This is a genomic window from Paenibacillus sp. FSL W8-0187, assembly GCF_037969755.1.
Taxonomy (GTDB): domain Bacteria; phylum Bacillota; class Bacilli; order Paenibacillales; family Paenibacillaceae; genus Paenibacillus_AQ.
The window spans coordinates 2,100,292-2,123,838 of the sequence record NZ_CP150206.1 but is presented as its reverse complement, the minus strand read 5'-3'; the positions used below and the strand labels follow the sequence as shown (position 1 = coordinate 2,123,838).

At 52.0% G+C, this 23,547-nt stretch carries 19 protein-coding genes; 8 read left to right on the top strand and 11 right to left on the bottom strand.

What is annotated here, in order from left to right; translation table 11 throughout:
• Positions 1–27: 27 nt before the first annotated feature.
• The 5 genes from MKY48_RS09335 (at position 28) to MKY48_RS09315 (ending at position 7,928) form a co-directional block, all read left to right on the top strand.
• Positions 28–1,359, top strand: coding sequence for a glycoside hydrolase family 125 protein (locus MKY48_RS09335; RefSeq protein WP_339292805.1), 1,332 nt, complete (start codon positions 28–30; stop codon positions 1,357–1,359).
• Positions 1,346–2,236, top strand: coding sequence for a sugar ABC transporter permease (locus tag MKY48_RS09330; protein WP_339271881.1), 891 nt, complete (start codon positions 1,346–1,348; stop codon positions 2,234–2,236). The genes MKY48_RS09335 and MKY48_RS09330 overlap by 14 nt, the downstream gene beginning before the upstream one ends.
• 14 nt (positions 2,237–2,250) lie before the next feature.
• The gene (locus MKY48_RS09325; RefSeq protein WP_339271880.1) at positions 2,251–3,144 is read left to right on the top strand and encodes a carbohydrate ABC transporter permease; all 894 of its coding nucleotides are present in this window, start codon (positions 2,251–2,253) and stop codon (positions 3,142–3,144) included.
• Positions 3,145–3,243: 99 nt separating this feature from the next.
• Positions 3,244–4,593: a sugar ABC transporter substrate-binding protein gene (locus MKY48_RS09320; protein WP_339292804.1), complete on the top strand. Its 1,350-nt coding sequence runs from the start codon at positions 3,244–3,246 to the stop codon at positions 4,591–4,593.
• An 80-nt stretch (positions 4,594–4,673) separates the two neighbouring features.
• Entirely contained in the window at positions 4,674–7,928 is a 3,255-nt protein-coding gene (locus MKY48_RS09315; protein WP_339292803.1) for a carbohydrate-binding protein, read from the top strand.
• Positions 7,929–8,100: 172 nt separating this feature from the next.
• On the opposite strand, the gene MKY48_RS09310 is transcribed toward MKY48_RS09315, so the two are convergent.
• The 3 genes from MKY48_RS09310 to MKY48_RS09300 all read right to left on the bottom strand — a co-directional run bounded on the left by MKY48_RS09310 (position 8,101) and on the right by MKY48_RS09300 (position 10,695).
• Complete coding sequence (locus MKY48_RS09310) at positions 8,101–9,135, bottom strand: alpha/beta hydrolase family protein (protein WP_339292802.1); 1,035 nt, start codon at positions 9,133–9,135, stop codon at positions 8,101–8,103.
• 83 nt (positions 9,136–9,218) lie between these two features.
• The gene (locus MKY48_RS09305) at positions 9,219–10,115 is read right to left on the bottom strand and encodes an anti-sigma factor (protein WP_339271876.1); all 897 of its coding nucleotides are present in this window, start codon (positions 10,113–10,115) and stop codon (positions 9,219–9,221) included.
• Positions 10,090–10,695, bottom strand: a complete 606-nt coding sequence (locus MKY48_RS09300) for a sigma-70 family RNA polymerase sigma factor (protein WP_339271875.1) — start codon at positions 10,693–10,695, stop codon at positions 10,090–10,092. Before MKY48_RS09300 ends, MKY48_RS09305 begins: the two co-directional genes overlap by 26 nt.
• 231 nt (positions 10,696–10,926) lie before the next feature.
• Here MKY48_RS09300 and MKY48_RS09295 point away from each other — a divergent pair, with 231 nt between their 5' ends.
• The 3 genes from MKY48_RS09295 to MKY48_RS09285 are packed head-to-tail and all read left to right on the top strand — an operon-like array spanning position 10,927 to position 14,190.
• Positions 10,927–12,090: an NEW3 domain-containing protein gene (locus MKY48_RS09295; RefSeq protein WP_339292801.1), complete on the top strand. Its 1,164-nt coding sequence runs from the start codon at positions 10,927–10,929 to the stop codon at positions 12,088–12,090.
• A 5-nt stretch (positions 12,091–12,095) separates the two neighbouring features.
• Positions 12,096–13,121, top strand: coding sequence for an ABC transporter ATP-binding protein (locus MKY48_RS09290; protein WP_339292800.1), 1,026 nt, complete (start codon positions 12,096–12,098; stop codon positions 13,119–13,121).
• On the top strand, positions 13,087–14,190 hold the full coding sequence (locus MKY48_RS09285; protein WP_339292799.1) for an ABC transporter permease: 1,104 nt from the start codon (positions 13,087–13,089) through the stop codon (positions 14,188–14,190). Before MKY48_RS09290 ends, MKY48_RS09285 begins: the two co-directional genes overlap by 35 nt.
• Positions 14,191–14,274: 84 nt before the next feature.
• Here MKY48_RS09285 and MKY48_RS09280 read toward each other — a convergent pair whose 3' ends face one another.
• The 8 genes from MKY48_RS09280 to MKY48_RS09245 form a co-directional block, all read right to left on the bottom strand.
• Entirely contained in the window at positions 14,275–15,084 is an 810-nt protein-coding gene (locus MKY48_RS09280; protein WP_339293484.1) for an alpha/beta hydrolase, read from the bottom strand.
• Positions 15,085–15,155: 71 nt separating this feature from the next.
• Positions 15,156–15,473 (bottom strand): cupin domain-containing protein, encoded by a 318-nt coding sequence (locus MKY48_RS09275; RefSeq protein WP_215157421.1) that lies wholly within the window; start codon positions 15,471–15,473, stop codon positions 15,156–15,158.
• A 177-nt stretch (positions 15,474–15,650) separates the two neighbouring features.
• Complete coding sequence (locus tag MKY48_RS09270; protein WP_339292798.1) at positions 15,651–16,769, bottom strand: hypothetical protein; 1,119 nt, start codon at positions 16,767–16,769, stop codon at positions 15,651–15,653.
• Positions 16,770–16,784: 15 nt separating this feature from the next.
• The gene (locus tag MKY48_RS09265) at positions 16,785–18,227 is read right to left on the bottom strand and encodes a family 43 glycosylhydrolase (protein WP_339292797.1); all 1,443 of its coding nucleotides are present in this window, start codon (positions 18,225–18,227) and stop codon (positions 16,785–16,787) included.
• A gap of 16 nt (positions 18,228–18,243) precedes the next feature.
• Entirely contained in the window at positions 18,244–19,122 is an 879-nt protein-coding gene (locus tag MKY48_RS09260) for a carbohydrate ABC transporter permease (RefSeq protein WP_071222846.1), read from the bottom strand.
• Between the two features lie 20 nt (positions 19,123–19,142).
• Positions 19,143–20,075 carry a sugar ABC transporter permease gene (locus MKY48_RS09255; RefSeq protein ID WP_076321288.1) on the bottom strand — a complete coding sequence of 311 codons (933 nt, stop codon included), beginning with the start codon at positions 20,073–20,075 and terminating at the stop codon, positions 19,143–19,145.
• 111 nt (positions 20,076–20,186) lie between these two features.
• Positions 20,187–21,722 carry an extracellular solute-binding protein gene (locus MKY48_RS09250; RefSeq protein ID WP_339292796.1) on the bottom strand — a complete coding sequence of 512 codons (1,536 nt, stop codon included), beginning with the start codon at positions 21,720–21,722 and terminating at the stop codon, positions 20,187–20,189.
• A gap of 210 nt (positions 21,723–21,932) precedes the next feature.
• Positions 21,933–23,471, bottom strand: a complete 1,539-nt coding sequence (locus MKY48_RS09245; RefSeq protein ID WP_339292795.1) for an extracellular solute-binding protein — start codon at positions 23,469–23,471, stop codon at positions 21,933–21,935.
• Positions 23,472–23,547: the final 76 nt, after the last annotated feature.

Sequence of the window (23,547 nt, the reverse complement as noted above, 5' to 3'; positions counted from 1 at the left end):
TGAAGAATGGAAGGGAGAAGAGCTTACATGTACACGTTGGACTATTTTTCTGTACTGCATGATTTGAACCGCACGATAACCGAAGGCACCTCAGCTTATCCGAAGCTCGGACATATGTTCAAGAGCATGCTGGACAACACGCTGAGTTCGACCATTAAACGACAGCCCGACGGTACCACCTTTGTCATTACCGGCGATATTCCAGCCATGTGGCTTAGGGATTCGGCTGCGCAAATCCGGCCCTTCCTCGTTCCTGCGGGCCACGACGACAAGCTGGCCGATTTGATCGAGGGACTCGTACGCAGACAAACGGCATTCATCCTGCTCGATCCATACGCCAATGCATTCAATGATTCGCCTTCTGGTCAAGGCCATCAGAACGACCGCACCGCCATGAATCCATGGCTATGGGAGCGCAAATATGAGATCGATTCGTTATGCTATCCCCTTCAGCTTGCTTACTTGTTATGGAAAGAAACCGGTAGGACCTCGCATCTGGATCAAACGTTCCATTCAGCCGCAAGGGTCATTCTGGACATCTGGCGAACCGAGCAGCATCACGAAACCGATTCGCCGTATTACTTCGAACGCTTCGATTGTCCTCCAAGCGATACGCTGCCGCGCGGTGGAAAAGGGGCTGAAGTGGCTTACACAGGAATGACCTGGTCCGGCTTCCGCCCGAGCGACGACGCCTGCGTCTACGGATACCTCATTCCGTCCAATATGTTCGCCGTCGTTGTGCTCGGTTATCTGGCGAAGATTTGCCGTGATGTCCTGCGCGATCCCGAACTGGAAGCGGAGGCGGAGAAACTTGCCGCTGAGATCCGTCACGGCATTGAGTCGTACGGCGTTCTCGATCATCCCGAATATGGCAAAATATATGCCTATGAAACGGACGGGATGGGAAACCATCTGCTGATGGATGACGCCAACGTCCCCAGCCTTTTGTCCATTCCGTATTTGGGTTATACAAGCGCTGATGACCCGGTCTACCAGAATACCCGCAGGTTCGTGCTGAGCCACGCCAATCCGTACTATTATCAAGGCACTGCCGCCGCAGGCGTCGGTAGCCCCCACACGCCGGATCGTTATATATGGCCGATTGCGCTGGCGATTCAAGGCTTGACGACCACGGATCGGGAAGAGAAACTTCGACTGCTGCGGCTAATGGCCGATACCGATGCAGGCACCGGCATGATGCATGAAGGATTTCTGGTAGACGACCCTGCCCGTTATACCCGCCCATGGTTTTCCTGGGCTAACATGATGTTTTGCGAGCTGATTATGGATTACTGCGGCATTCGAGTCAAAGCGAATGATACCGGAGGAGGTCATCGGAATCACCATGGGAACCACTAGGAAGCTTCGCGGCTGGGTCATCGGATATCTGTTCATTTTACCGTCCATTATCGGCTTCAGCATTTTTGTCGCCTACCCCCTGTTGTCCTCCATGTATTACGCCATGACAGAATGGAGCGGCTACGATTCTCCCCGTTTTGTCGGCTTTGAGAACTTTAGATACCTGTTCACCGAGGATCCGGCTTTTTGGCCTTCGATCCGGGCAACGTTTTACTTCGTTATGCTGAGTGTTCCTTTATCACTGATTCTAGGCTTGTTATTGGCCATGATGCTGAACAAAAACTTGGCAGGCATCAAATGGTTCCGTACGATCTTTTATCTTCCCGTTGTTGTTCCCTCCATCGCCACGCTCACGTTGTGGCAATTTATTTATGAGCCGCAATACGGTCTGGCAAATTCACTGCTAAGAGAGTTCGGACTGCCACCGGGCACTTGGTTGACCAGTGAAACGACAGCGCTTCCATCGATCGTGTTAATCGGTTTATGGCAGGTCGGATCCAGTGTCATCATTTTTCTGAGCGGTCTGCAGTCGGTTCCCCAGGAAATGTATGAAGCGGCGGAAGTCGACGGCGCCTCCAGGTGGCGGATGTCGCTTAACATTACGCTGCCCATGATCACCCCGATCCTGTTCCTGCAGCTTATACTCGGCATCATCGGCGCATTCCAGGCGTTTAACCAGGTTCAGGTGTTGACCGGAGGCGGCCCGAACTTTTCCACCTCCCTGCTGAATTACAAAATCTATACCGACGCCTTCAATGGAAGAATGTTTGGTTATGCAATCGCAGAAGTGTGGGTACTGTTCGTCATCATCATGATCTTTACCGTAATTTCTTACCGGTACTCCAACCGGTTCGTTTATTACGAAAGCGACAAATAAGGGGGTAAGAAGTGATGCAAACGGAAGTACGGCCCAAAGGAAATCTGAATGCAGCAGACATACGCGTTAAGCGAAGAGTACGGTTTAATTGGATTGATGCCTTTCGTTTTGTCCTATTGGCTATCGGCGCCATTGCGATGCTGTTCCCCCTCTTGTGGATGGTTACCATTGCGCTGAAGAGCAACAATGACGTGTTCAAAATTCCGCCCGAATGGTTTCCGCGGGAGTTTCATTGGTCCAATTTTGTAACCGGTACGAAGGAAATCAACTTTTGGCAAACGTTTGGCAACTCCCTGTTTATCGCGATTACCTGCACGATCGGGCAGATTATAAGCTCAGTTCTAGTGGGCTACGGGCTGGCACGGCTAAAGTTCCCGGGACGAAAGTTGTGGTTCTCGCTTTTTGTAGGGAGCCTTATGCTTCCCGGATTTGTCGGCATGATCCCTATGTTTAACCTGTACACCAGCATCGGATGGTACGATTCCTGGCTGCCGATCATCGTGCCCGCCTTTTTTGGAAACGCCACGTTCTCGTTCCTGTTTGTCCAGTATATAAAAACAATCTCCGTTTCATTTGACGAGGCTGCCAAAATAGACGGGGCATCGGACCTTTATGTGCTGCTCAAGGTACTGGTGCCTATGTCCATGCCGGTCATCATGACCATGGTGATCTTTGCGTTCCAAGGGGCATGGAATCAATATTTGGAACCTCTGCTCTATATTATCGACCCAAGCAAATGGACGCTGTCACTGGCGATGGCAACCTATACGGGCACCTATGCGACAGCCTGGAATCTGTTTATGGCCGCGGATTTAATTTATATCCTGCCGATGCTGCTGCTCTTCTTCTTTGGGCAGAAGTTTTTTATGCAAGGGCTTGGCTCCATGAATTCCGCGGGTTTAAAGTAAAGCTTCCAACCGTATGGGAGGTGATGCCGACCGGGATTGACTGAAGTAAAAAACAGGTGATGTTCAGTTCATTAAATTTACCATTGGGGAGGTCTTTCAATGAGACAGGGTGTTAGAAAGTGGGCCAGTGGAATCATCGCTTTACTGTTATTTTCAAGTCTGCTAGCCGCTTGCGGCGGCAACAGCGGCGGAGGCTCCGGTTCGGCGAGTCCCGGGAACACACCATCCGGAGAAGATAATGCCGGGTCCAAGAAACCCGTCGAAGTCACGATGATTACTTGGGAGTCGGCGGCCATGAACGAAAAAATCATGGCATCCATGAAAAAATTCGAAGAGGATAACCCTGACATCAAAGTGAAGCTCATCCCTACTCCATTGGACAATTACGGTGTCAAGATTAACGGAATGATCACGGCGAAGAAAGCACCCGACATCTTCATGACCGGTAACGACATGCTGCTCGATAATGCCGGCAAAGGACTTCTCTATGACTGGACGGAGCTTGCAACACAGGACAAAGCGTTCATGGAGGGCTTTTACGACGGCGTGGTAGACAGCTGGTACTATGAAGGCAAGTTGGTCGGATTGCCGGGCCTCTTGAACACATACGGCATTTTTTACAATAAAAAATCATTCCAGGATGCAGGCCTTCCGGAACCGAAGATTGGCTGGACCTATGATGAATTCTTCACGGCGATGGAGAAACTTTCGAGCAATCAGGGCGGCGTGCAGCAATTTGGTTATTATGCCCCCCTTGACCCCTTCCATGTCTCTCTCTATTCGGTATCCGCAAGCGGCGCTCCCTTCGCTGATGCCATCATTAATCCAACGAAGGTGGAAATCAGTGACCCGTTCAGAGAGGGAGTCGAAAAATATAAGGCTGCCATTGCAAACGGTTACATGAATCCCCCTACCTTTGACTTAACGAATGCCATGAGTTCGTTCAAGCAAGGTAAAGTCCCGATGACCCTGCAGGGGCAATGGGTAGCCGATGACTTGATCCGTACGGCTCCGAAGGAATTGGAGTGGGGTTACGTGCCGATGCCGGTGGTAAACAGCCAGACCGAGATTTATGATGCTGTCGGCTGGTCCAGTCCGGCAACGCTCAAAAATCCGGAAGCGGTATGGAAAGTGCTCAAGTACCTGGATTCCAAAATGTACGAGGAAGTCCTCCCTTCAACCCCGGTGGCTCCTGCAGCCTATCAAGCATCTTCCGCAGCTTATTACGAAGCGCTGAAAGCGGCCGGACATCCTGAAGTGGGCGAAGGCCTTGATCATATTCTGAAATCCCAGAATACGCAGCCGGTTCGTTTCCTGTCGACATGGGCAGGCAAAGCGTACCCGTTCATTGAAGCATCATGGAAAAACATTCTGATGGGCAAAGCCCCGATCACCGAACTGGATGTGATGGCCGAAAAAATCAACAAAGTGATTACGACCGGCAAGTAGTAACCGGAACCGTTAAGCTCATGAAGCCGATCATGAATGGAACGGATCGGCTTCGATTTGAAAATAGAGGAGGAACATTCATGTCACTAAGATCAGGTCAACTTTTCAGGTTTCTTGCGGTGCCTCTGGCTATCGCGCTCATGCTCGGTTCCATGCCCGGCTTCGGAACGTCCAAAGCCTACGCCTATACCGCATCAGATGGGGATACAGCGATGAGAGCTTTTAACGATACATTTTGGGATCCGAACGCCAAGATGTTCTGGAAGGACTCGAAGCGCGAAAAGCATCAAGACTTCTGGGTGGAGGCAGAGCTGTGGGAATTGGTCATGGATGCGTATCAGCATACATCCGATTCTGCCTTGAAAGCCGAGCTTAAAACGCAGATCGACGATGTATATGACGGCACCGTCGCCAAGTACGGCCAAGATTGGACGAATAACCCGTTCAATGACGATATTATGTGGTGGGCGATGGGAAGCGCCAGAGCCTATCAAATCACCGGAAACCCAAGATATTTGGAAGCCGCGAGGGATCATTTCGATTTTGTGTACGATACGCAGTGGGATGAAGAGTTCGCAAACGGCGGCATTTGGTGGCTGAACAGCGACCATAATACCAAAAATGCGTGCATTAATTTCCCGGCGGCGCAAGCGGCGCTTTATCTTTACGATATTACGAAAGATGAGCATTATCTAAACGCGGCAACCAAAATATTCAGATGGGGCAAAACGATGCTTACGGACGGAAACGGAAAAGTGTTCGACCGCATCGAAATCGAACATGGCGCGGTTCCGGATGCCACTCACTACAACCAGGGTACATACATCGGGTCGGCCGTCGGATTGTATAAAGCGACCGGAAATGCCGTTTACCTCGATGACGCGGTCAAAGCCGCTAAATTCACCAAAAACCATCTGGTGGATTCAAACGGGGTGTTGAATTATGAAGGCCCCAACGGGGATCTGAAAGGCGGCAAAACGATCCTGATGCGCAATCTGGCCCATCTGCAAAAGACACTGGATGAAACCGGCCAGTACCCGGAATTCAGTGCTGAATTCGACGAATGGCTTGCATTCAATATCGAAATGGCCTGGAGTCACCGGAATTCGGATCATATCGTGGATGGAAACTGGGCGGGACAACTGCTGTCCGGAACCTATGAATCCTGGTCCTCGGCCGCAGCCGTTCAAGCTTTAAACGGTATCAAGCCGATGGAAGCGGAGCTTCATTATGGCGTTAAAAACCCCTTCGATAAGATCGAAGCGGAACGCTACAATATCGGGTCCGGTTTCGTTCTGGAAGGCGCGTTCGAAGGTTCGCTGCAATTAGGCGGAATACAGCATGGCTCTTATGCAACTTACAAAAATGTGGACTTCGGATCAGACGGTGCGATCGGGTTCATTGCCAGAGCGTCCAGCGGAACGGGCGGAGGTCAAATCGAGATCCGGCTTGATTCCAAGGATGGCCCCAAAGTCGGGACCTTGAACGTAGAGGGAACGGGCGACTGGAATCAATATATCGATGCCGTCACCCTCCTTAAAGATGACCAGGGAGCGCCAAGCACCATAACCGGCGTCCATGATGTGTATCTTGTCTTCACCAAGACAAACGACGATTATTTATTCAATTTGAACTGGGTTAAATTCACAACGACGGACCCGACGGAAACCGACGCCTATGCCAAGCTTAAGGCCGGAAATTACGACAGCAGCGAAGGACTTAGTAAACATGCCGAGTTCGGATATTTGGACGCAATCCATCACAATGCCTATGCCTCTTATGAAGGAATTGATTTCGGATCTGGCGCGGCTGGTATCACGGTGCATGTGGCCAGCGGCAATCAAGGCGGCACGATCGAGGTTAAATTGGACAGTCTGGATGGGCCTACCGCAGGTGTCATTCAAATTCCGGCGCTGGGAAGCTGGGATAACTGGGTCGATATCATGGCGAATATCGATGACACCCTCGCTGTAGGCGTTCACGATGTATATCTTGTTTTCAAGGGAGCGAATGGCAGCGACTACCCTCTCAATCTGGAGTGGTTTACCTTTACCACCATGAAAGGAAAAGCAAGAGATGCTTACAAGAAGCTGGAAGCTGAAAACTATACAAACGGGGTAGGTTTCGGCAGAGAAACCGGCGGCGGGGAAACTTACTTAGCCGGGATGTTTGGTCCAAATAACCCTTATGCTATGTATAATTATGTCGATTTTGGCAGCGAAAGCCCTACCCAATTCCATGTCAACGCAGCCAGCGCCACGGCTGGCGGGACGATCGAGGTCAGACTGGACAGTCTGGGCGGTCCGGTCATTGCAACAGCCACCGTCTCAGGAACCGGGGGCTGGCAAAATTTCGAAGTTTCCTCGACGGATGTAACGACCCCTGTAACGGGAAAACACATTGTATTCATGTCTTTCAAAGGTGGAGACTGGTTATACAACTTTGATAAATTCACTTTTGGCGATCCGGCCGTATTTACGGAGCCTGCTCCTCCTACCATACCCGAAGAGGATGACGTTGCCCCGGGTGAGGTTGAGAACGTGCAGGTGAAGCGCGGTGAAGGAAACATAACGCTGTCTTGGGATGGTCCCTACGATATCGATGCTCAAAAAGTGCAAATTACGCTGCGGAGTAATGGACAGCAGGTCGGCGACGTCATTGATGTAAATCGGGGAATTCAAACAGCGGTGATACAGGGAATCGAAGCGGGCAAGGACTATTCGCTCTTCATCCGGTCCATTGATCGGTCCGGGAATGTATCGCAGGGAGTCACCATCGAGGTTACCGATTCTCCTTCCTTCTCTCTGACGGCCAATGGCAAGAGCTTGGAGGATGGCGATGCTTTGGAGGATTACATGGTCCTCAGCTTCAAAATTATCGACACTTCCGCCATCCAATTAGCCGAAATAACCATCGGCGATAAAGTATATACGCTGGATCCATTGACCAAGGACGCTACTGATATCGATTTGGCCGGGAATTTGGGCGACATAACTGCAATGGTTACGACTGAAGACCGCTCCGGTAACAAACTTCAGAAAACAATCCAGTTCCGGGTCATCACCAGCGTGCCTTCCATGAAACAATTAATCGCCCGATTCGCAGATTCAGGAGATGTAAGCGGAGCGCTCATTCCTCAGCTGATCAACGCTCTTAACCAGGTACAGCATCAACTAGATCTGGGAAGAGTGGATCATGCCGTCAAGCATATGCAGAATTTCACCAAGCACCTGAATAAAGAGCCGATGGGACGCAACGTCAGCGTTCAAGCCAAAACGGTATTAAATACCGATGCGAACTCCCTGCTCGAAGATTGGCAGGATGACTTGGAGTAAACCCTAGCGCTATAGCGGCGACCATGCATAACGTATAAAAAAAGGGACTCCTGATGATTCAGGAGTCCCTTTTTGTTCTCTTTCACCTGTACCCATAGTCTCTTGCGGCCCATACGTGCGATGCCCTGTTACAATTAGTGCCTGATCAGAAACGGCCAGGGAAGAGTACCCTTCACAAATCCGGGCTGCTTAACCGTTCGAACAACCAGTCGTAAGAATATCGGCCGCTGATTTCATGTGCCCCGGAGAACAGATCGGTTTGCAGCTTCTCCTCCGCACCGGTGCGCCGATATGTTTCCCTGAGCTCATGAGCTGCGGCTTCAAAGCCCGCAGCCGGGAATATCCGATCATGGGTTCCCGACTCCAGAAACAAAGGTCTAGGTGAGATCAGCCCCATCCATTCCGGCAGCTCGGCATGGTTGAGCATGCCGGGGATGTAATTGCATACACAGTGCTGCACCGCCATAATGCTGTCCTTAAAAGTATTGGGATATCCCGCAAGCACGGCAGCCCGAATCCGTTCATCCAGCGCCGCGCTCAAAAACGAGATAAACCCGCCTCCCGAAAAACCCATGATGCCGATTCTGTCAGCCTGAACCTCCGGGCGTTCGGCCACATACTCCAAGGCCTTCAGCGTCTCGGTTACGCGGAGACCGGCGAGCGTCTTGCCATGCATCATCAGCCCGGTGGACAGCCGGTGGCAGGAATTCGGGGCATCCGGATTCAGTGCGAGATCCGCCGCAAGGCGACGCTCACCGAAACCGGCTACATCCGGAGCGATCACCACCATGCCCCGCCGTACCAACTGTACAGCGAAATGCCGATGTAAACCAGATGCATCAGGATCGCTTGAGCCGTCCTGCTTCAGCCCTATAATTTCCCTGCTGCCATAGCCATGACCATGAACAGCGACGGCTGCTGGCATCGGCTCCCCCTGATTCCCATCCGGAATTAATACATACGCCGCAAAGGATACGCCCGGTACGGCGGATAACTCCACCCTCTCCCGAATATATCCGTCACACGGCTCCTGTTCGAGCAGTACAGGCTTATGCCTGTCATTGGATTCGAATTCACCGATCAATTGCCGAAGCGTCTGCTTTAAATGCCCTTTGCGCTCTTCGGCGCTCATGGAAACCTGCCTGTCTTTTGTTCGGCCCATTGCCTCGTTATACATGGACTCCAGAAAAACATCTGCGCGCCACATCCCGTACTCACCGCCTTCGATTTACATTGTTTTTAGACACGGCGTTTCCCTTGGATAACTTATTTCCCCTGTATACCTGGGCATCAAGGCCCCATATTCACCAGGACGGCTTCGGGCCCGGTCGGTCTCCGGCTCCCCCCTTTAGGTTCCATGCTCACAACAATCCGCTTCGCTTTCTCCGCTCCGAAACCGTAATAATAGCTCTTTCCCTGCGGGCCCTGCACAAGCATAAAGCCCGCGCTCGACAGCCGATCCTCATCCTGAAGCCACACCTGATAGTCTTTCTCCTCCAAGGAATGCAGGCCGTTCACAACGATCAGCATTTCTCCCGAGCCGCGTTTCAGCCACACCGAGCCGCTGCCGTAGAAAGGCTCAACCGGCTGTATAACATACCGCTCGGTATCCTCGCTTTGCATATCGGCAATCCGCTGGCTCACCGTATGTTCGAAGGCCGCATGGGTCTGAGCGTCGTTTCCCTTCAAGGTGAATAAACCGGCTATCAAAAGGATGAACAGTGCTCCGGATATCGCCTGCAATGCAACATGCTTCCTGATTCGGATTTTGCTTCGGAAGGACCGGATATAAGCCGCAAGCAGGAGCCTGCTGCGCAGTCGTTTGGGAGGCATGTGTCCATCCGCGGCTTGATTCTTCATTGACTCCCGAATGGCCGTCTCCGTACCTGCAGGCTGAGTCGATCCGACAAGCGGTTCGCCATGAATATCACCGCTTCGAAACAGCTCCTGCTCGATTACATCGGATTCATGTGATGGCGTTGCGATACCTTCTGCTCCCATAAGGTCGGCCCATTCAGCCGCTGTCCCGAAACATGTCTTGCATTCCTTAAGATGGTGCTCGATATTCCTCCTCTCCGCGTACGGCAATCGCTTCATAACGTAATCAACAAGCTTCTCCTCGGGATATAACGGGCAGTCAAAGTTGTCTTGAGCGAAACGCTCATGGTCTTGCTTTGAATGTTTCATGCTGCGAGCTCCCCCCTTCCTTCCCGTTCATCGCATCCAGCCGCCGTCTAACATTGTGGATGCCGTACCGGATTAAGGATTTGACGGTTCCGACAGGCCGGTTTAACAATTCCGCCATTTCCCGGTGGGAGCGCTGCTCGACGTAGCTTCCGTAAACCGCCATCCTCTGAAGGGGCGGAATGCCCTGGAGCGCCTCCTTTACCTGCTCCAGCTCCAATCGGCGCAAGGCGGCCAACTCTACCGATTCCTGCTCTTCGCTCCATGCCGTTTCCGGCAGCGCCTCTTCGATCCATTCGGCTGCAGCCGTGCGCTGCCGCTTGCGCAGCCGATCCATCGCCCTGCACCGTGTTCTCACGGCCAGCCAAGCCTCAACGCTTCCTCGTGCAGGATCATACTGATCCGCCTTATGCAGCACTTCCATAAAGATATCCTGGCATACATCCTCCGCCTCGGCCGGATCCTTGGTCATCTGCAAAGCCAGCCGATAAACCAAGCGGACATTAGCATCATAGAAGTGCCTGAATGCTGCGGTCGAACCTTCTGCAATCTCCTCCAGCCACATCGCAGAATGATCGTTCATTCCTGACTCCCCCTAATCTGTTCTCCTCTCAAATCATCATGATGGCCTGCCTTTCGCACTGCCATTTTCGATTCAATATTTTAGCAAACGCTCCTTGTCTTTTGAATAAACCGGGGCACTTTTCAGCTTCCTTTAATGAATTTTTTAGCTAATTTTAATCTTTCCGATAAATCCAAACCCGGTGCTTCCAACGTACTCATTATGAATCCATAAATTAGGAGGGGTAGTGTCATGAAATTGCTTAGAAAGAGAGCAAAGCAGCTGAACCTGCTGCTCTTGTTCATCCTGGGTACTTATTTGTTAAGTGGAGGAAATACCGCGTTCGCGGCGGGGGAAATCACCTTGTACACACCTTACACCTCGATTTCCGTTCCGCCGGGGGAAGTCATCAATTATCCCCTTGAAGTCAAAAACAATACGAGCGGCGTCATTACGGTTCCGCTCCAAATCAACAGCCTGCCGAGCGGCTGGAGCACCAAGCTTAACGGCGGAGGCTGGCAGCTGAAGGAAGTATCCGTGAAGCCGGGTGAATCGGAATCGGTGTCCTTGGAGGTTACCGTGCCGCTCAAAGTAGATAAAGGCACCTACCGGTTTCAAGTAACGGCGGGATCCATAGCCAGTCTGCCATTAACTGTCGATATTACGGAAAAAGGAACCTATCAGACCGAGCTCACAACCGATCAGGCCAATCTGGAGGGGCATGCTGATTCCACGTTTACCTACACGGTGAATCTGCAAAACCGAACTGCCAATAAACAAAACTATGCTCTGCAGGCCGATGCCCAAGCGGGATGGGACGTTACATTCACCTCCGGCGGCAAGCAGGTATCCTCCGTCGAAATCGAAGCCGGTGCAAGTCAATCCATTACTGTCGATGTCAAACCGCCTGCCGAAGTGACGGAAGGCACCTTCTCCATTCCGATCCGCGCCTCCAATTCATCGACATCCTCCGAGCTTGCGCTGGAAGCTGTCATTACGGGCTCTTATGGGCTGGAGCTTACAACACCAAGCGGTTTGCTCAGCACAAACGTCAATGCGGGCGGCAGCAAAACCATCGAGCTGCTGGTCAAAAATACGGGGACGGCACCTCTCTCGGATATTAATCTTAGCTCCGATACGCCGGTGGATTGGGAGGTAAGCTTCAATCCGAAAACGATCGAAAATCTGCCCGCAGGCAAATCCACAACGGTAGAAGCCAAACTGACCTCAAGCGACAAAGCCATTGCGGGTGATTATGTTACCAGCCTGAAGGCCGCCGCGGCTGAAGCAAGCTCCGACGCCCAATTCCGCGTAGCCGTCAAAGGCTCCATGCTGTGGGGCTGGATCGGCGTGCTCGTTATTGTTGCAATTCTGGGAGTCATCTATGTTCTCATTCGTAAATACGGAAGGAGATAACCTTGATGGATACGGTCATTGACATTCACGAATTGACGAAGAGCTACAATGAAACGAAGGCGGTGGACCGTTTATCCCTCCAAATTAAACGCGGCGAGATCTTCGGTCTGCTCGGCCCGAACGGTGCGGGCAAATCCACCACCATCCTGATGCTGCTCGGACTCAGCGAACCGGATTCAGGAACCATTAACGTGCTTGGCCTCAATCCGACAAGAGAACCGATCCCGGTCAAGCGGCGGGTCGGTTACCTGCCTGACGACGTTGGCTTTTACGAGGACCGAACCGGGCTCGAAAATCTGATGCTTACGGCACGGCTGAATCGAATCCCCGATTCCCAAGCCCGGGAGAGGGCACTGGAGCTGTTAGAGCACGTTGGGCTCACGCATGCAGCCCATAAGAAGACCGGGGCTTATTCCCGCGGAATGCGACAGCGGCTCGGACTTGCGGACGTCTTGATGAAATCCCCGGAAATCATCATCCTGGACGAACCGACCTTGGGCATCGATCCAACAGGTATGGAGGAGCTGCTGCGTTTGATACGGAAGCTAAGCCGTGAGCAGGGCCTTACCGTACTGCTATCGTCCCATCAGCTGCACCAGGTTCAGCAGATTTGCGACCGCGTCGGCCTGTTCGTGCGGGGACGGCTGCTCGCCGAAGGGGATGTCGTGGGGCTGTCCCGGACCCTGTTCGCGGATGATCCGATTAAAATCACGGTGGAGCTAGATGAGCTACGGCCCGAATTGCGGGATGAGATCAGCACCATCGAAGGGGTTCACCAGATCGAGGTACCGTCTGTCGAAAGCGATACGGCTGAGCATGCGGACACCCGGATCAGAAACCTTCCGGCGGTTAAGGTTCTGATCCGGGCCGATAGGGATTGCAGCCCTGAAATTGCCCGAACGGTCGTGAATGCAGGTGCCCAGCTGTTCTCTCTGAACCGCCAGCAGTATGGTTTGGACGAAATCTACCACCGTTATTTTGCAGGAGGTGATGAGCATGGCAGAGCGAAGAGTGCTGAGCGTACAGGGTAAGCTGGCTGGCATTGGCCGCCGGCTGCAGTCCTTCTCCGAAAACACAAAAAAAACATTTTCCAAGCGCACCAACAGGCCAGACCAAACGGCGACAGTAGAAGCAGTCAAACCGTCCACGCCTTCAGCCTTCGGCGTGCTGGTCCGTAAAGAGATCGCGGACCATATCCGGAGCTGGCGCTTCATTTTACTGCTGGGCATCATTGCCTTAACCTGCGTGGCTTCGCTATATACGGCAATGAACAGCATCCGTGAAGCCCTCGGGTCAGAGAACGGGGTCGATGATTTTGCCATCCTGAAGCTGTTCACCCTCTCGGACGGCACCCTCCCGACCTTCATCGGGTTTGTCGGTTTCTTAGGTCCATTGCTCGGAATCGGCATGGGCTTTGATGCCGTTAACAGTGAACGGAACAAAGGGACGCTCAGCCGCATCATGGCCCAGCCGATTCACCGCGACGACCTGCTCAATGCCAAATTCGCCGCCTCCCTGATCGTGATCAGCATCATGTTTATCACGCTCGGGCTGCTGACCATGGCGCTGGGCACCCTGATTATCGGCATACCCCCAACCTTCGAGGAATTTTTGAGAACCATCAGCTTTCTGGTCGTGACCATATTTTACGTTGGCTTCTGGCTGAATCTGGCCATTATGTTCTCCGTAAGATTCCGCCAGCCTGCGACTTCCGCCCTGTCAAGCATTGCGGTTTGGCTGTTCTTCAGCTTCTTTTTTGATATGATCCTGCGATTGCTGGCGCGGGGTTTGGCTCCGGATTCTGCCTCAGCCACGGTCCATGATGTCATGAGCTATCAGAATCTGATGCTCTGGCTTGGCCGGCTGTCGCCATATACCCTGTTTAATGAGGCAACGAGCACTCTGCTGATGCCGTCCATCCGCAATCTCGGACCGCTCACGCAGGAGCAAGTGTACGGCGCCATCGCTAGTCCGCTGCCCTTTGGTCAAAGCCTGCTGCTCGTCTGGCCGCAAATTACCGGACTGACCGCAGCCACGCTGATCTGCTTCGCCATCTCTTACGTCCTGTTCCTCCGACAGGAGATTAGAGGCCGGTCCTGATCTTTAGGTTATACGAACAAGCTCATCTGATGATTTTTCAGATGAGCTTGTTTTTTTTCATGAGTTCAATTTAGCTGCATCCGTCTACCTTCCCTGAACGACCGCTTGCGACAGGAATCCGATCTTCTGCAGCCAGCCTGCGCACAGGCCCGTCCATTGTGAAACACTGGCATCTTCTTCCGCAAGACCAAGGCCATGCCGACCCTCCGGGAAAACATGAAGCTCAAACGGGATGCGCTGCTCACTTAGCGCTTTGGCATACATCAGGCTGTTCTCGACAGGAACCGCTCCATCGTCCGCGGTATGCCACAGAAAGGACGGAGGGGTCTCCGGTTTCACTGCAAGCTCGAGCGACAATGTATTTCTCAACTCTTCCGGCGGATCCTCTCCCAACAAATTGGTCATGGAGCCCTCATGGTAATAATCCTTAAATGAAATGACCGGGTAACAGAGAATGGAAGCGTTCGGACGGGAGCTCTGCCGGTCCACAGCATCCACGGCCTCCGGATTTCCTTCATCGAAATGAGTGCTGGCACTCGCTGCGAGATGTCCGCCTGCCGAGAACCCGAGAATTCCAACACGGTCCGGATCGATGTTCCAATCCTTGGCGTGATGTCTTACAAGCCGGATGGCACGCTGGGCATCGCCTAGCGGATATGGATGGCGATAAGGGGCAACACGATAATGAACGACAAAGGCCGATAGCCCAATTGAATTCAGCCACATGGCAATCGGATCACCCTCATGATCCGCACGCTGCTGGTACCCGCCGCCCGGAAGCACAAGCACGGCTCCGTGGGGCGTTTCATTTTGTAATAGATAAGGTACGATGTAGGGTGTGAATTTCTCTTCCACCGACTCATGTCCGGGAATATCCTGTTCCCAAAGCTTCATCATATCCATTCCTTTCTGTCTTCATCTCAAGTCTATTCATTCATTTCTACATTTCCTTCAGCCTTAGGCACTCAGAGACCAAGCAAATCCAGTCTCAGCGGTGTAAACGTATCCAAAAGAGCGGAGGGTTCCAGTGCTTTTACCCCATGCTCCGCTCCGCCGGGAATGACGATGGTATCTCCCTGACGCACCAGAGTTGTCTCACCGTTGATATAAAATTCGATGGCGCCCTTCAGACAGTAACTCATCTGCTCATGGGGATGGCTGTGCAATGCACCTTCCGCCCCTTCTTCAAAATGCACCTCCATCATCATTAGCCCGGTTCCGGGTTGAAACACCTTCCTTGTTACCCCGGGCTCCGCTTGTTCCCAAACTCCGATTTCCGCCATGATCCTCCTCCTCTGTTAATCCAAGTACCGAATTTTCGCGTTCATCGATTCATTAAATTAAAAACCTTCATACTTCTTCGCCGGAAGGTCTATGTATTCCTATTATCCATGTCATAAAAATTCAGAGAATCATCTCGGCTGATTGATTCTATACATTTAGAGGTCATGACTCGTAAATCATATCCCCGTATCTGCTCGTAAAGATGAGAACACAGAATCGGAAATATCCAGCTTTCGTTCCTGCAGCCCCCCGAGCTCACGGAGCGAATAGCGGATAAGAATCGCCTGCGTTCCGGCATTCATGTCCCCTTCGACCTCACCTTTGCCCAGTGAAACCGCCTCCGGCATGTCAGGATAATACTCACCTTGCTTCACTTGGGCCACATTCGGTGCCGGCGGGGAATGATCGATTTCCCTGGAAAATCCGCCGTCCGCCCGCTTGAGCCGCGCCATATTCCGCAAGGTGATTTCCGCGATCTCCAGAACGTCCTCTTCCGGGATGCGCAGCTTCATCGAGGTCAGGAGGCTGATCGGGTTCCGGATATAACACATGTCAACGGCCTTCTCGTTCCGCAGAGCGTGCAGCAGGGAACGGTATATTTCCGGCGTCCGCGGCAGGGGAGCCTGAAACCGGTTATAGAATGTCAACAGCTTGAAGGTTCCCGATATTCGCACATAAAGGGTGCCTTCACCCCACAACCCTGTCACGGGGTCTTGTATACTCGCAAAATAAGACAGAGCTTCAGATAAGAACGGCTCCCGATCTGCAGGCGTCATCTGATTTAAATAGGGGGCCGAGTTACACAGCCGGTCGCAGCCACGCCAGCTGTTCGCAAGACTGATCGACCGCAGCCACTCCACATAAGCCTCAGGAGAACGGCAGTATGCCGGAGCCATATTCCGATTGCCCGGCAGCGGATGCAAAGGGGCTGCACCCAACTTTCGGAGTGCTCCTACGCTGTAACCAAGTGCACGTCCCACCATCACATCGTCTTTTCTCATCCTGGGATCGGCATCATAGAAATACCCCGCCCTAGGGTCTTGCTTCGACTGAAAAAAACGCACGATGCCCGTCTTAATATCATCGGCCAGCCTTTGCTGAAGCCCGCAGCGCTCGATTATGCCCAATGCTTGCGCCGTCGATTCGATGTCCGGCGTGAACGCATCAGAATCCCTTGAACTGCGGGCATAATAAAAGCCGCCGGAAGCAGCGTCATATTGTCCTTCGAGCCATTCGAAGAAACCTTCAAACAGCCCGTCGCCACCCGTCAGAATGTCCTCTAATCTCTTTGTCATGCCCTATCCCTTCTTTCAGCTGCTTATGACGTTATATGAAAAATTCCGAAAAATCACCCTGCCTTTACCGACGGCATCCAGTCCGATGCGGAGGCTCTGAAACCCGCCAAACGTATTGTGATGGAATCCTGAAACATCCGCCACTTTGTCATACCGGAGCCATTCCACCCCATCGAAGCTGTAATAGAATGAAACGATATGCGCATCGTTAACCAACCGCAAAAATGCCCTGCGCTGATCATTCGGCATCGTCCCATAGCCCTTGAATGACCGGAAATGCCGGACCCCGCGCTCGTTGACTCCCAACCCGAGATATGCCGCATCGTTATAATAGAGCAGCAGACGGCCTTCTGCCGGACCTTCCACGATGATCTCGGCCTCTGCTGAATAACGCTTATGGCCTGCCATGTAGAGCAGTGGAGAAGCTTTTGCCTCCTCGGATGCTGCCTCGGCTACCAATTCATGATTCCTCGGATGGAACCGGGCGAAAGGCTCCACGCCTTCGCACTGCCAATGCAAACCCAGCTCAGTTCCAGAAAAGGTATCCCTGAATGTAACACCTTGATTCACAGCATTGATTTCACCTTCATCATGCGGCCGATCGTACTCGCCAATAAGTCCCTCACGACCTTCTGCAGCACGAAACCATCCGTCTGAAGTCCATTCGATCGGTTCGAGCAAGGTCTGCCTGCCCAGCGAATGGAACCCGCCCGCATAAGCATGGTAGACCATCCACCACTGGCCGTTCGGGGAGTCTATCAACGAGGCGTGTCCTTTGGACCACCAGAGCTCATCCCTGGATTCCGTATGAACAATCGGGTTGTACGGAGAGTGCTCCCAAGGTCCCCATGGCGTTCTGGATCTTGACGACACGGCCATATGACTTGTGGGCGGTCCAGCTGTCCCCCCAACTGCCACCGTCAGATAGTAATATCCATCGTGAACGGTAATCTTCGGCCCCTCCAGACTGTAAGCCTCCACGACCCAATCGTCCGGATACCGCCAGCCGTTATACACATGTCTGACTTTGCCTGTAACCGCGAGTCCGTCCGCCGTTAGCTCTACAAAATCACCGCCCGACATATGCAAATAACGCTTTCCGTCCGGTCCTACCGTGTGCCCCGGATCAATTCCTTTGATCCCCAAATGGATCGGTTTGCTCCACGGTCCCGTCGGACTGGATGCCGTTACCACCCAGTTCGTTCGCGCTGCCGGATAATAAATATAATACATGCCGTTATGAGCCACGAATTCCGGCGCCCATACGTCCCCCTCGTATTGGGGCAATGCTGCCCCAACCCGGCTCCAAGTTAGCAAATCACGCGAATGCCAGATGACGAGACCTGGCGTCAGCTTGTAGGAGGAATGTGTCATGTAATAATCCTCGCCAACCCGGATGATCGACGGGTCGGCATAATTGCCAGCAATGATCGGTGCACACTGTTTCTTTTCCAACACGATCCCTCGCTCCTCTCTATCCCTTGATTGAACCCAGCAGCGCACCCTTCGCAAAATGCTTCTGCAGGAACGGATATACGCACAGAATCGGCAGTGTGGCAATGACAATGACCGCCATCTTCACCGTCTGCTCCGGCGGCCGGACAAATTCGTCCATGCCGGAGGTGTCTGCCGCCAAACCGCTGGCAAGGATGACGATTTGCCGCAGGATGACCTGCACGGGCCATTTGGCCGCATCATTCAAGTACAAAATCGCCGACATATACGTGTTCCAGTAGGTAACCGCATAAAAGAGCGATATGGTCGCAATAGCAGGCATCGACAGCGGAATCACGATTCGGAACAGGATGCCCCAATCGCCGGCCCCGTCGATCTTCGCGGATTCCTCCAATCCCTCAGGCAGGTTCTGAAAGAAGTTACGCATGATGATGAGATTGAAGGCATTGATCGCCGTCGGGACAATCAGCGCCGCATACGTATCGATCAGCCCCATCTCCTTCACCACGAGAAACGTTGGGATCATTCCGCCACTGAACAGCATCGTGAACAGAACCATGAACATGATGAAATTACGGCCATCCAGATCCCTGCGCGACAGTCCGTATGCCATCAAGCAGGTTAACAGCATGCTGAACAAGGTACCCAAAAAGGTGACGCCCACGGAAACGCCAAGCGAGCGAAACACCGTATTGGTTGAAAACACATATTTGTAAGCATCAAGCGACCATACGGTCGGAAACAGGACAAACTGCTTCTGCGCCAGCTCCGTCACGGTTGTGAAGGATCCGGCGATGACGTGAAGGAAAGGCAGGATGGTAACCAGGCCAATGATCAACAGCAGCGTATAGTTCACGATATCGAAGATTCGGCTCGATATCGTTTTATCTTGTACCATAGCGGTCCACCTTTCTGTAGTTAATAGATGCCTTCTTCTCCCGCTTTTTTGGCCAGCCAATTGGCCAGCATCACCAGAATAAGACCGATCAGCGATTTAAAGAACCCGACCGCCGTACTGAAGCTGAACTGACCTTGCTTAAGACCTGCGGTATAAACATACGTATCGAATATCTCCGCCACATTCCGGTTCATTGAGTTTAAGAGGAGATAGATATGTTCGAACCCAAGTTCCAGCACATCGCCGATTTTCAAAATCAACAAAACGACGATCACGCTTCGAATCGAAGGAAGCGTAATATGCCACATTTGCCGAAAGCGGCTGGCCCCGTCAATCCGGGACGCTTCGTATAAACCGGGATCAATCGCCGCCATGGCAGCCAAATAGATGATCGTCCCCCAGCCTGCCTCCCGCCAGATGATCTGCATAACATACATCGGCCTGAACCATTCGCTGCTCATCAGGAAATTGATTTTTTCGAATCCGGCCATAACCAGCAATTCATTAATGATTCCGCGATCCATCGAGAGCATGACAAACGAAATGGATACGATGATAACCCAGGACATGAAGTGGGGAATATACACCAGCGTCTGGATAAAACGTTTAAACACTTCGCGCCGAACCTCGTTGAGCATTAAGGCAAGAATGATCGGCACGGGAAAATAGAAGGCCAGGTTCAAGAAAAACAGCAGCAGCGTGTTGCCCAAAATCGTGAAGAACATCGGCTCGGTAAACAGCCGCTCAAAATGCTTGAGCCCCACCCAGGGGCTGCCCGTAACGCCTAGATAAGCCTGATAATCCTGGAAGGCTATAATCAATCCCGACATCGGGATATATTTAAAAATCAGGAAGTATAAAAATCCCGGAAGAATCATGAGGTAGATCGCCCGGTTTTTTATGATTCTCCTCATTCGACCGGACTCCGGTATTTTGGGGGCGCCCTTGCTCATCCCGGTCTTCACTGCGGTTTCGCTCATGATCTCAGACTTCCTTTCTATCCCGAAGCCTTCCGGAGACTGCAGCATCGCAGTCCCCGGCCATTCGGGATGCTGGCATGTTCGTTATTTGGATGATTCGTAGGATACGTTGAACTCATCGATGATTTGCTGACCGCCGCTCTTAAGCCAGTTATCCACGACCGCCTGGAATCCGGCCTCATCGATATCGCCAAGCATAAATTGATACGTGCCGTCTTTAATCATCTCCTGCAGCTGTACACCTTTTTCGTTAAACGTCTTGGAATCCAGTGATGCCGAAGGATCCTCAATGAGATAATCATTGTTCTCCGTGATCATTTCCTCCGATTTCGCTTTGACAGGGAGCATATGCTTCGGTTCATAAAAACCCTCGATCGTTAACGGCCCGCCGACCTGCATCGCTTGATAAGGCTTCACTTCGCGATCGGTCAGCTTGGTGTCTTCCGAAGGAATGACCTTGCCTTCCTCCAGCTTGTGGTGCTGTCCTTCAACCCCCCAGTAGATCAGGTTGCCAAGCTCCGGACTCATCAACTGATCCATAAAGGCCAGCACATCTTTCAGTTCCTCTTCTGATTTGATGGCTGTTTTCGGAAAGAGTATCACCGAGCCATAGCCGGGAACCGACCAGATTCCGAAGCCATTCGGTCCTCCTTCGATTTTATTCTGAACATCGAGTTCCGCATCCGGATTCACTTCAACGACCTTGGGATGCAGGCTGGATACGTCCCCCATCGCTCCGATATATACACCCGACTTGCCAGTAATGAACAGATTTTGTTGGTCCGTTTTGCTGGTAACCGGGAAATCCTGATTGATCAGGCCTTCCTGGTGAAGCTTCTTGAAGAATTTCATCGTCTCCATATATTCAGGGAACATAAATTCGGGAGCCAGCTTGCCGTCCTTCTCGCCCCAGTTATTCGGCGTGCCGAGCCACGAGCTTATCGTTTTGAACGCGCCGTAGATCAGGTCATTTCGATCCGTCAGCGGGATGGTGTCTTCTTTGCCGTTGCCATCAGGATCCTTCTCCTTGAACTGCTTCAACATATTATAGAATTCGTCTACATTGGTCGGGGCGCTGAGCCCAAGCTTATCGGCCCAATCCTTGCGGTAAATGATGCCCTGACGCGACAAAGGCACTTCACGGTATAACGCATAAATTTTACCGTCCACCGCCGTGTTCTTTAACACTTCAGGTTTCAGCTGGCTGAGGTTCGGGTATTGACCCAGCAATGGCCCAATCTCCCAGAATTGCCCGTTGCGGATCGCATCACGCATATTCACAAGCGAGGCGGCATTCTTCAGGTACGTCACCTGCGGCAGCGTTCCGGTTGCAAAGGATGCATTGACCTTTTCATCATAAGTGCCGTCCGGCACCCACTGAATGTCAAGCTTGGTGCCTGTTTTCTCTTCCAGCAGCTTCTCAATCATGTCGGAGGGAACTTCAGGGGTATGGAGGTTGGCCATAATCGAGATGGTTACCGGTTCGCTCTTGTTCTCGCCTTGCGCTGGACTGCCATTTGAGCTGCCGGTTGCTGCTGGGGCGGAGTTGCCGCCACAGCCCGCCAGCACGGATAAAGCGGTTACAATTGCCAGGATAGTACTGGCTTTATTCTTCTTCATCTTCTGACCTCCGTTTTAAATTTGAATATGGACTGACAAGAAAAGCTTAGATGACGGAAGTCTGGTACGTATATAATCCTCAGATTGGATATGGGAAGTTCGGTCCCGACCGGCATTTAATGGAGTGGAATCAAATCTAATGATTATGTTGTCCATGAGATTGCTCGCGCCATGGCACAACAAAAAAATACCGCCGGGGAAATCAATCCCTTAGCGGTATTTCTCATGTAAATAGGGTCCGACCGTGCTTCGGTATGAAACATTATACTCCTCGATAATCTGCCTCCCCCCCTCTTCCAGCCAACGATCGATCTCAGCCTCAAATCCCTGCTCATCGATCATCCCTAGCATAAATTGATAGGTGGCATCCCGCATGCGTTCATTCAATCTGACGCCGATCTCATTATACATCGGAGACTCCAGCGGTGCGGTGGGATCATAGATGAGGAAACGCTCATTATCGTAAATCAGCCGCTCGGCCTTATCCTTCGCTTGATTCAGAGTAACCGGCTGCAGCATGCCCGGTATAGTGCTGGAGCCTCCAGCCATTAAAGCCTGATAGGGCTTTACATCCTTTTCCCTTAGCTCAAATGCATCCACCGCCATCGCTTTGCCATCCTGAACGGTATAATGGATCCCTTCGATGCCCCAATACATCAGGTTTGCAAGCTCGGGACTCATCAGTGCGTCATAGAAAGAGAGCACGCTCTTCAATTCCTCTTCCGTAGCAATCGCGGACTTCGGAAACAAGATCACCGTCCCGTAACCCTGCGAAGCCCATATCCCGTACCCTTCCGGCCCGAGAATCCGATTCTGAACGTCCAGCACGGCCTTGGGATCATTCGCCAGCAGCCTTGATTCCAGGGACAGTACGTCCCCCATTGCACCGATATAAACCCCAGCTTTTCCCGTTACGAACAGCTCCTGCTGGTCGGTCTTGCTGGTAATCGGGAAGTCTTCATTTATCAATCCTTCGCTATGAAGCTTCTTGAAGAACTTCATCGTTTCCATATACTTTGGAAAGACGAATTCCGGCTGCAATGAATCGTTATACCATCCCCAATTGTTCGGAGTTCCATAATAGGAGCTAATCGTCTTGAAAGCCCCATAGATCAAATCGTTACGGTCCGTCAAACCTATGGTATCGTCGATACCGTTGTTGTCCGGATCCTGGTATGTAAACCCTTTCAACATTTCATATAATTCATCAAGCGTTTCCGGTGCCGGTAGTCCCAGCCGATCTGCCCAGTCCTTACGGTAGATGATGCCTGAACGGGCTAAGGCACGTTCCTGATACAGGCTGTACAGTTTACCATCGATGGCCGTATTCTTCAGAACCTCGGGCTTCAATCTCTGCAAATTCGGATAGTCCTTAAGATACGGGCCGATTTCCCAGAATAGCCCGCTCCGAATCTCATCCCTGAAATAGGACAAGGATGCGGCATTCTTCAGATACAGTGCTTGCGGCAAAGTCCCTGTTGCAAGCGAAGCAAATACCTTCTCATCATAACTCCCGTCGGGTACCCACTGAATGTTCAGCTGAACGCCTGTTTTATCCTCGATCCATTTCTCGATCCGATCGGAGGGAACTTCGGTGGTGTGCAGGTTGGCCATGATCGAAATGCTGGTTGTGCGATCAGAAGACGTACTTCCGCCATCCGCTCCCGATGATCGGGCCATGCTGATGCATGCAGCCGATACCATAAGAATAGCGAGTGTAAGAATGACATAGTTTGACAGACGGGTCATCAATCCGTTCTACCTCCGTTCCACCATGTTTCTTGCGGATCCTATATGTTTGAAATGATTTTAACATATGTACATC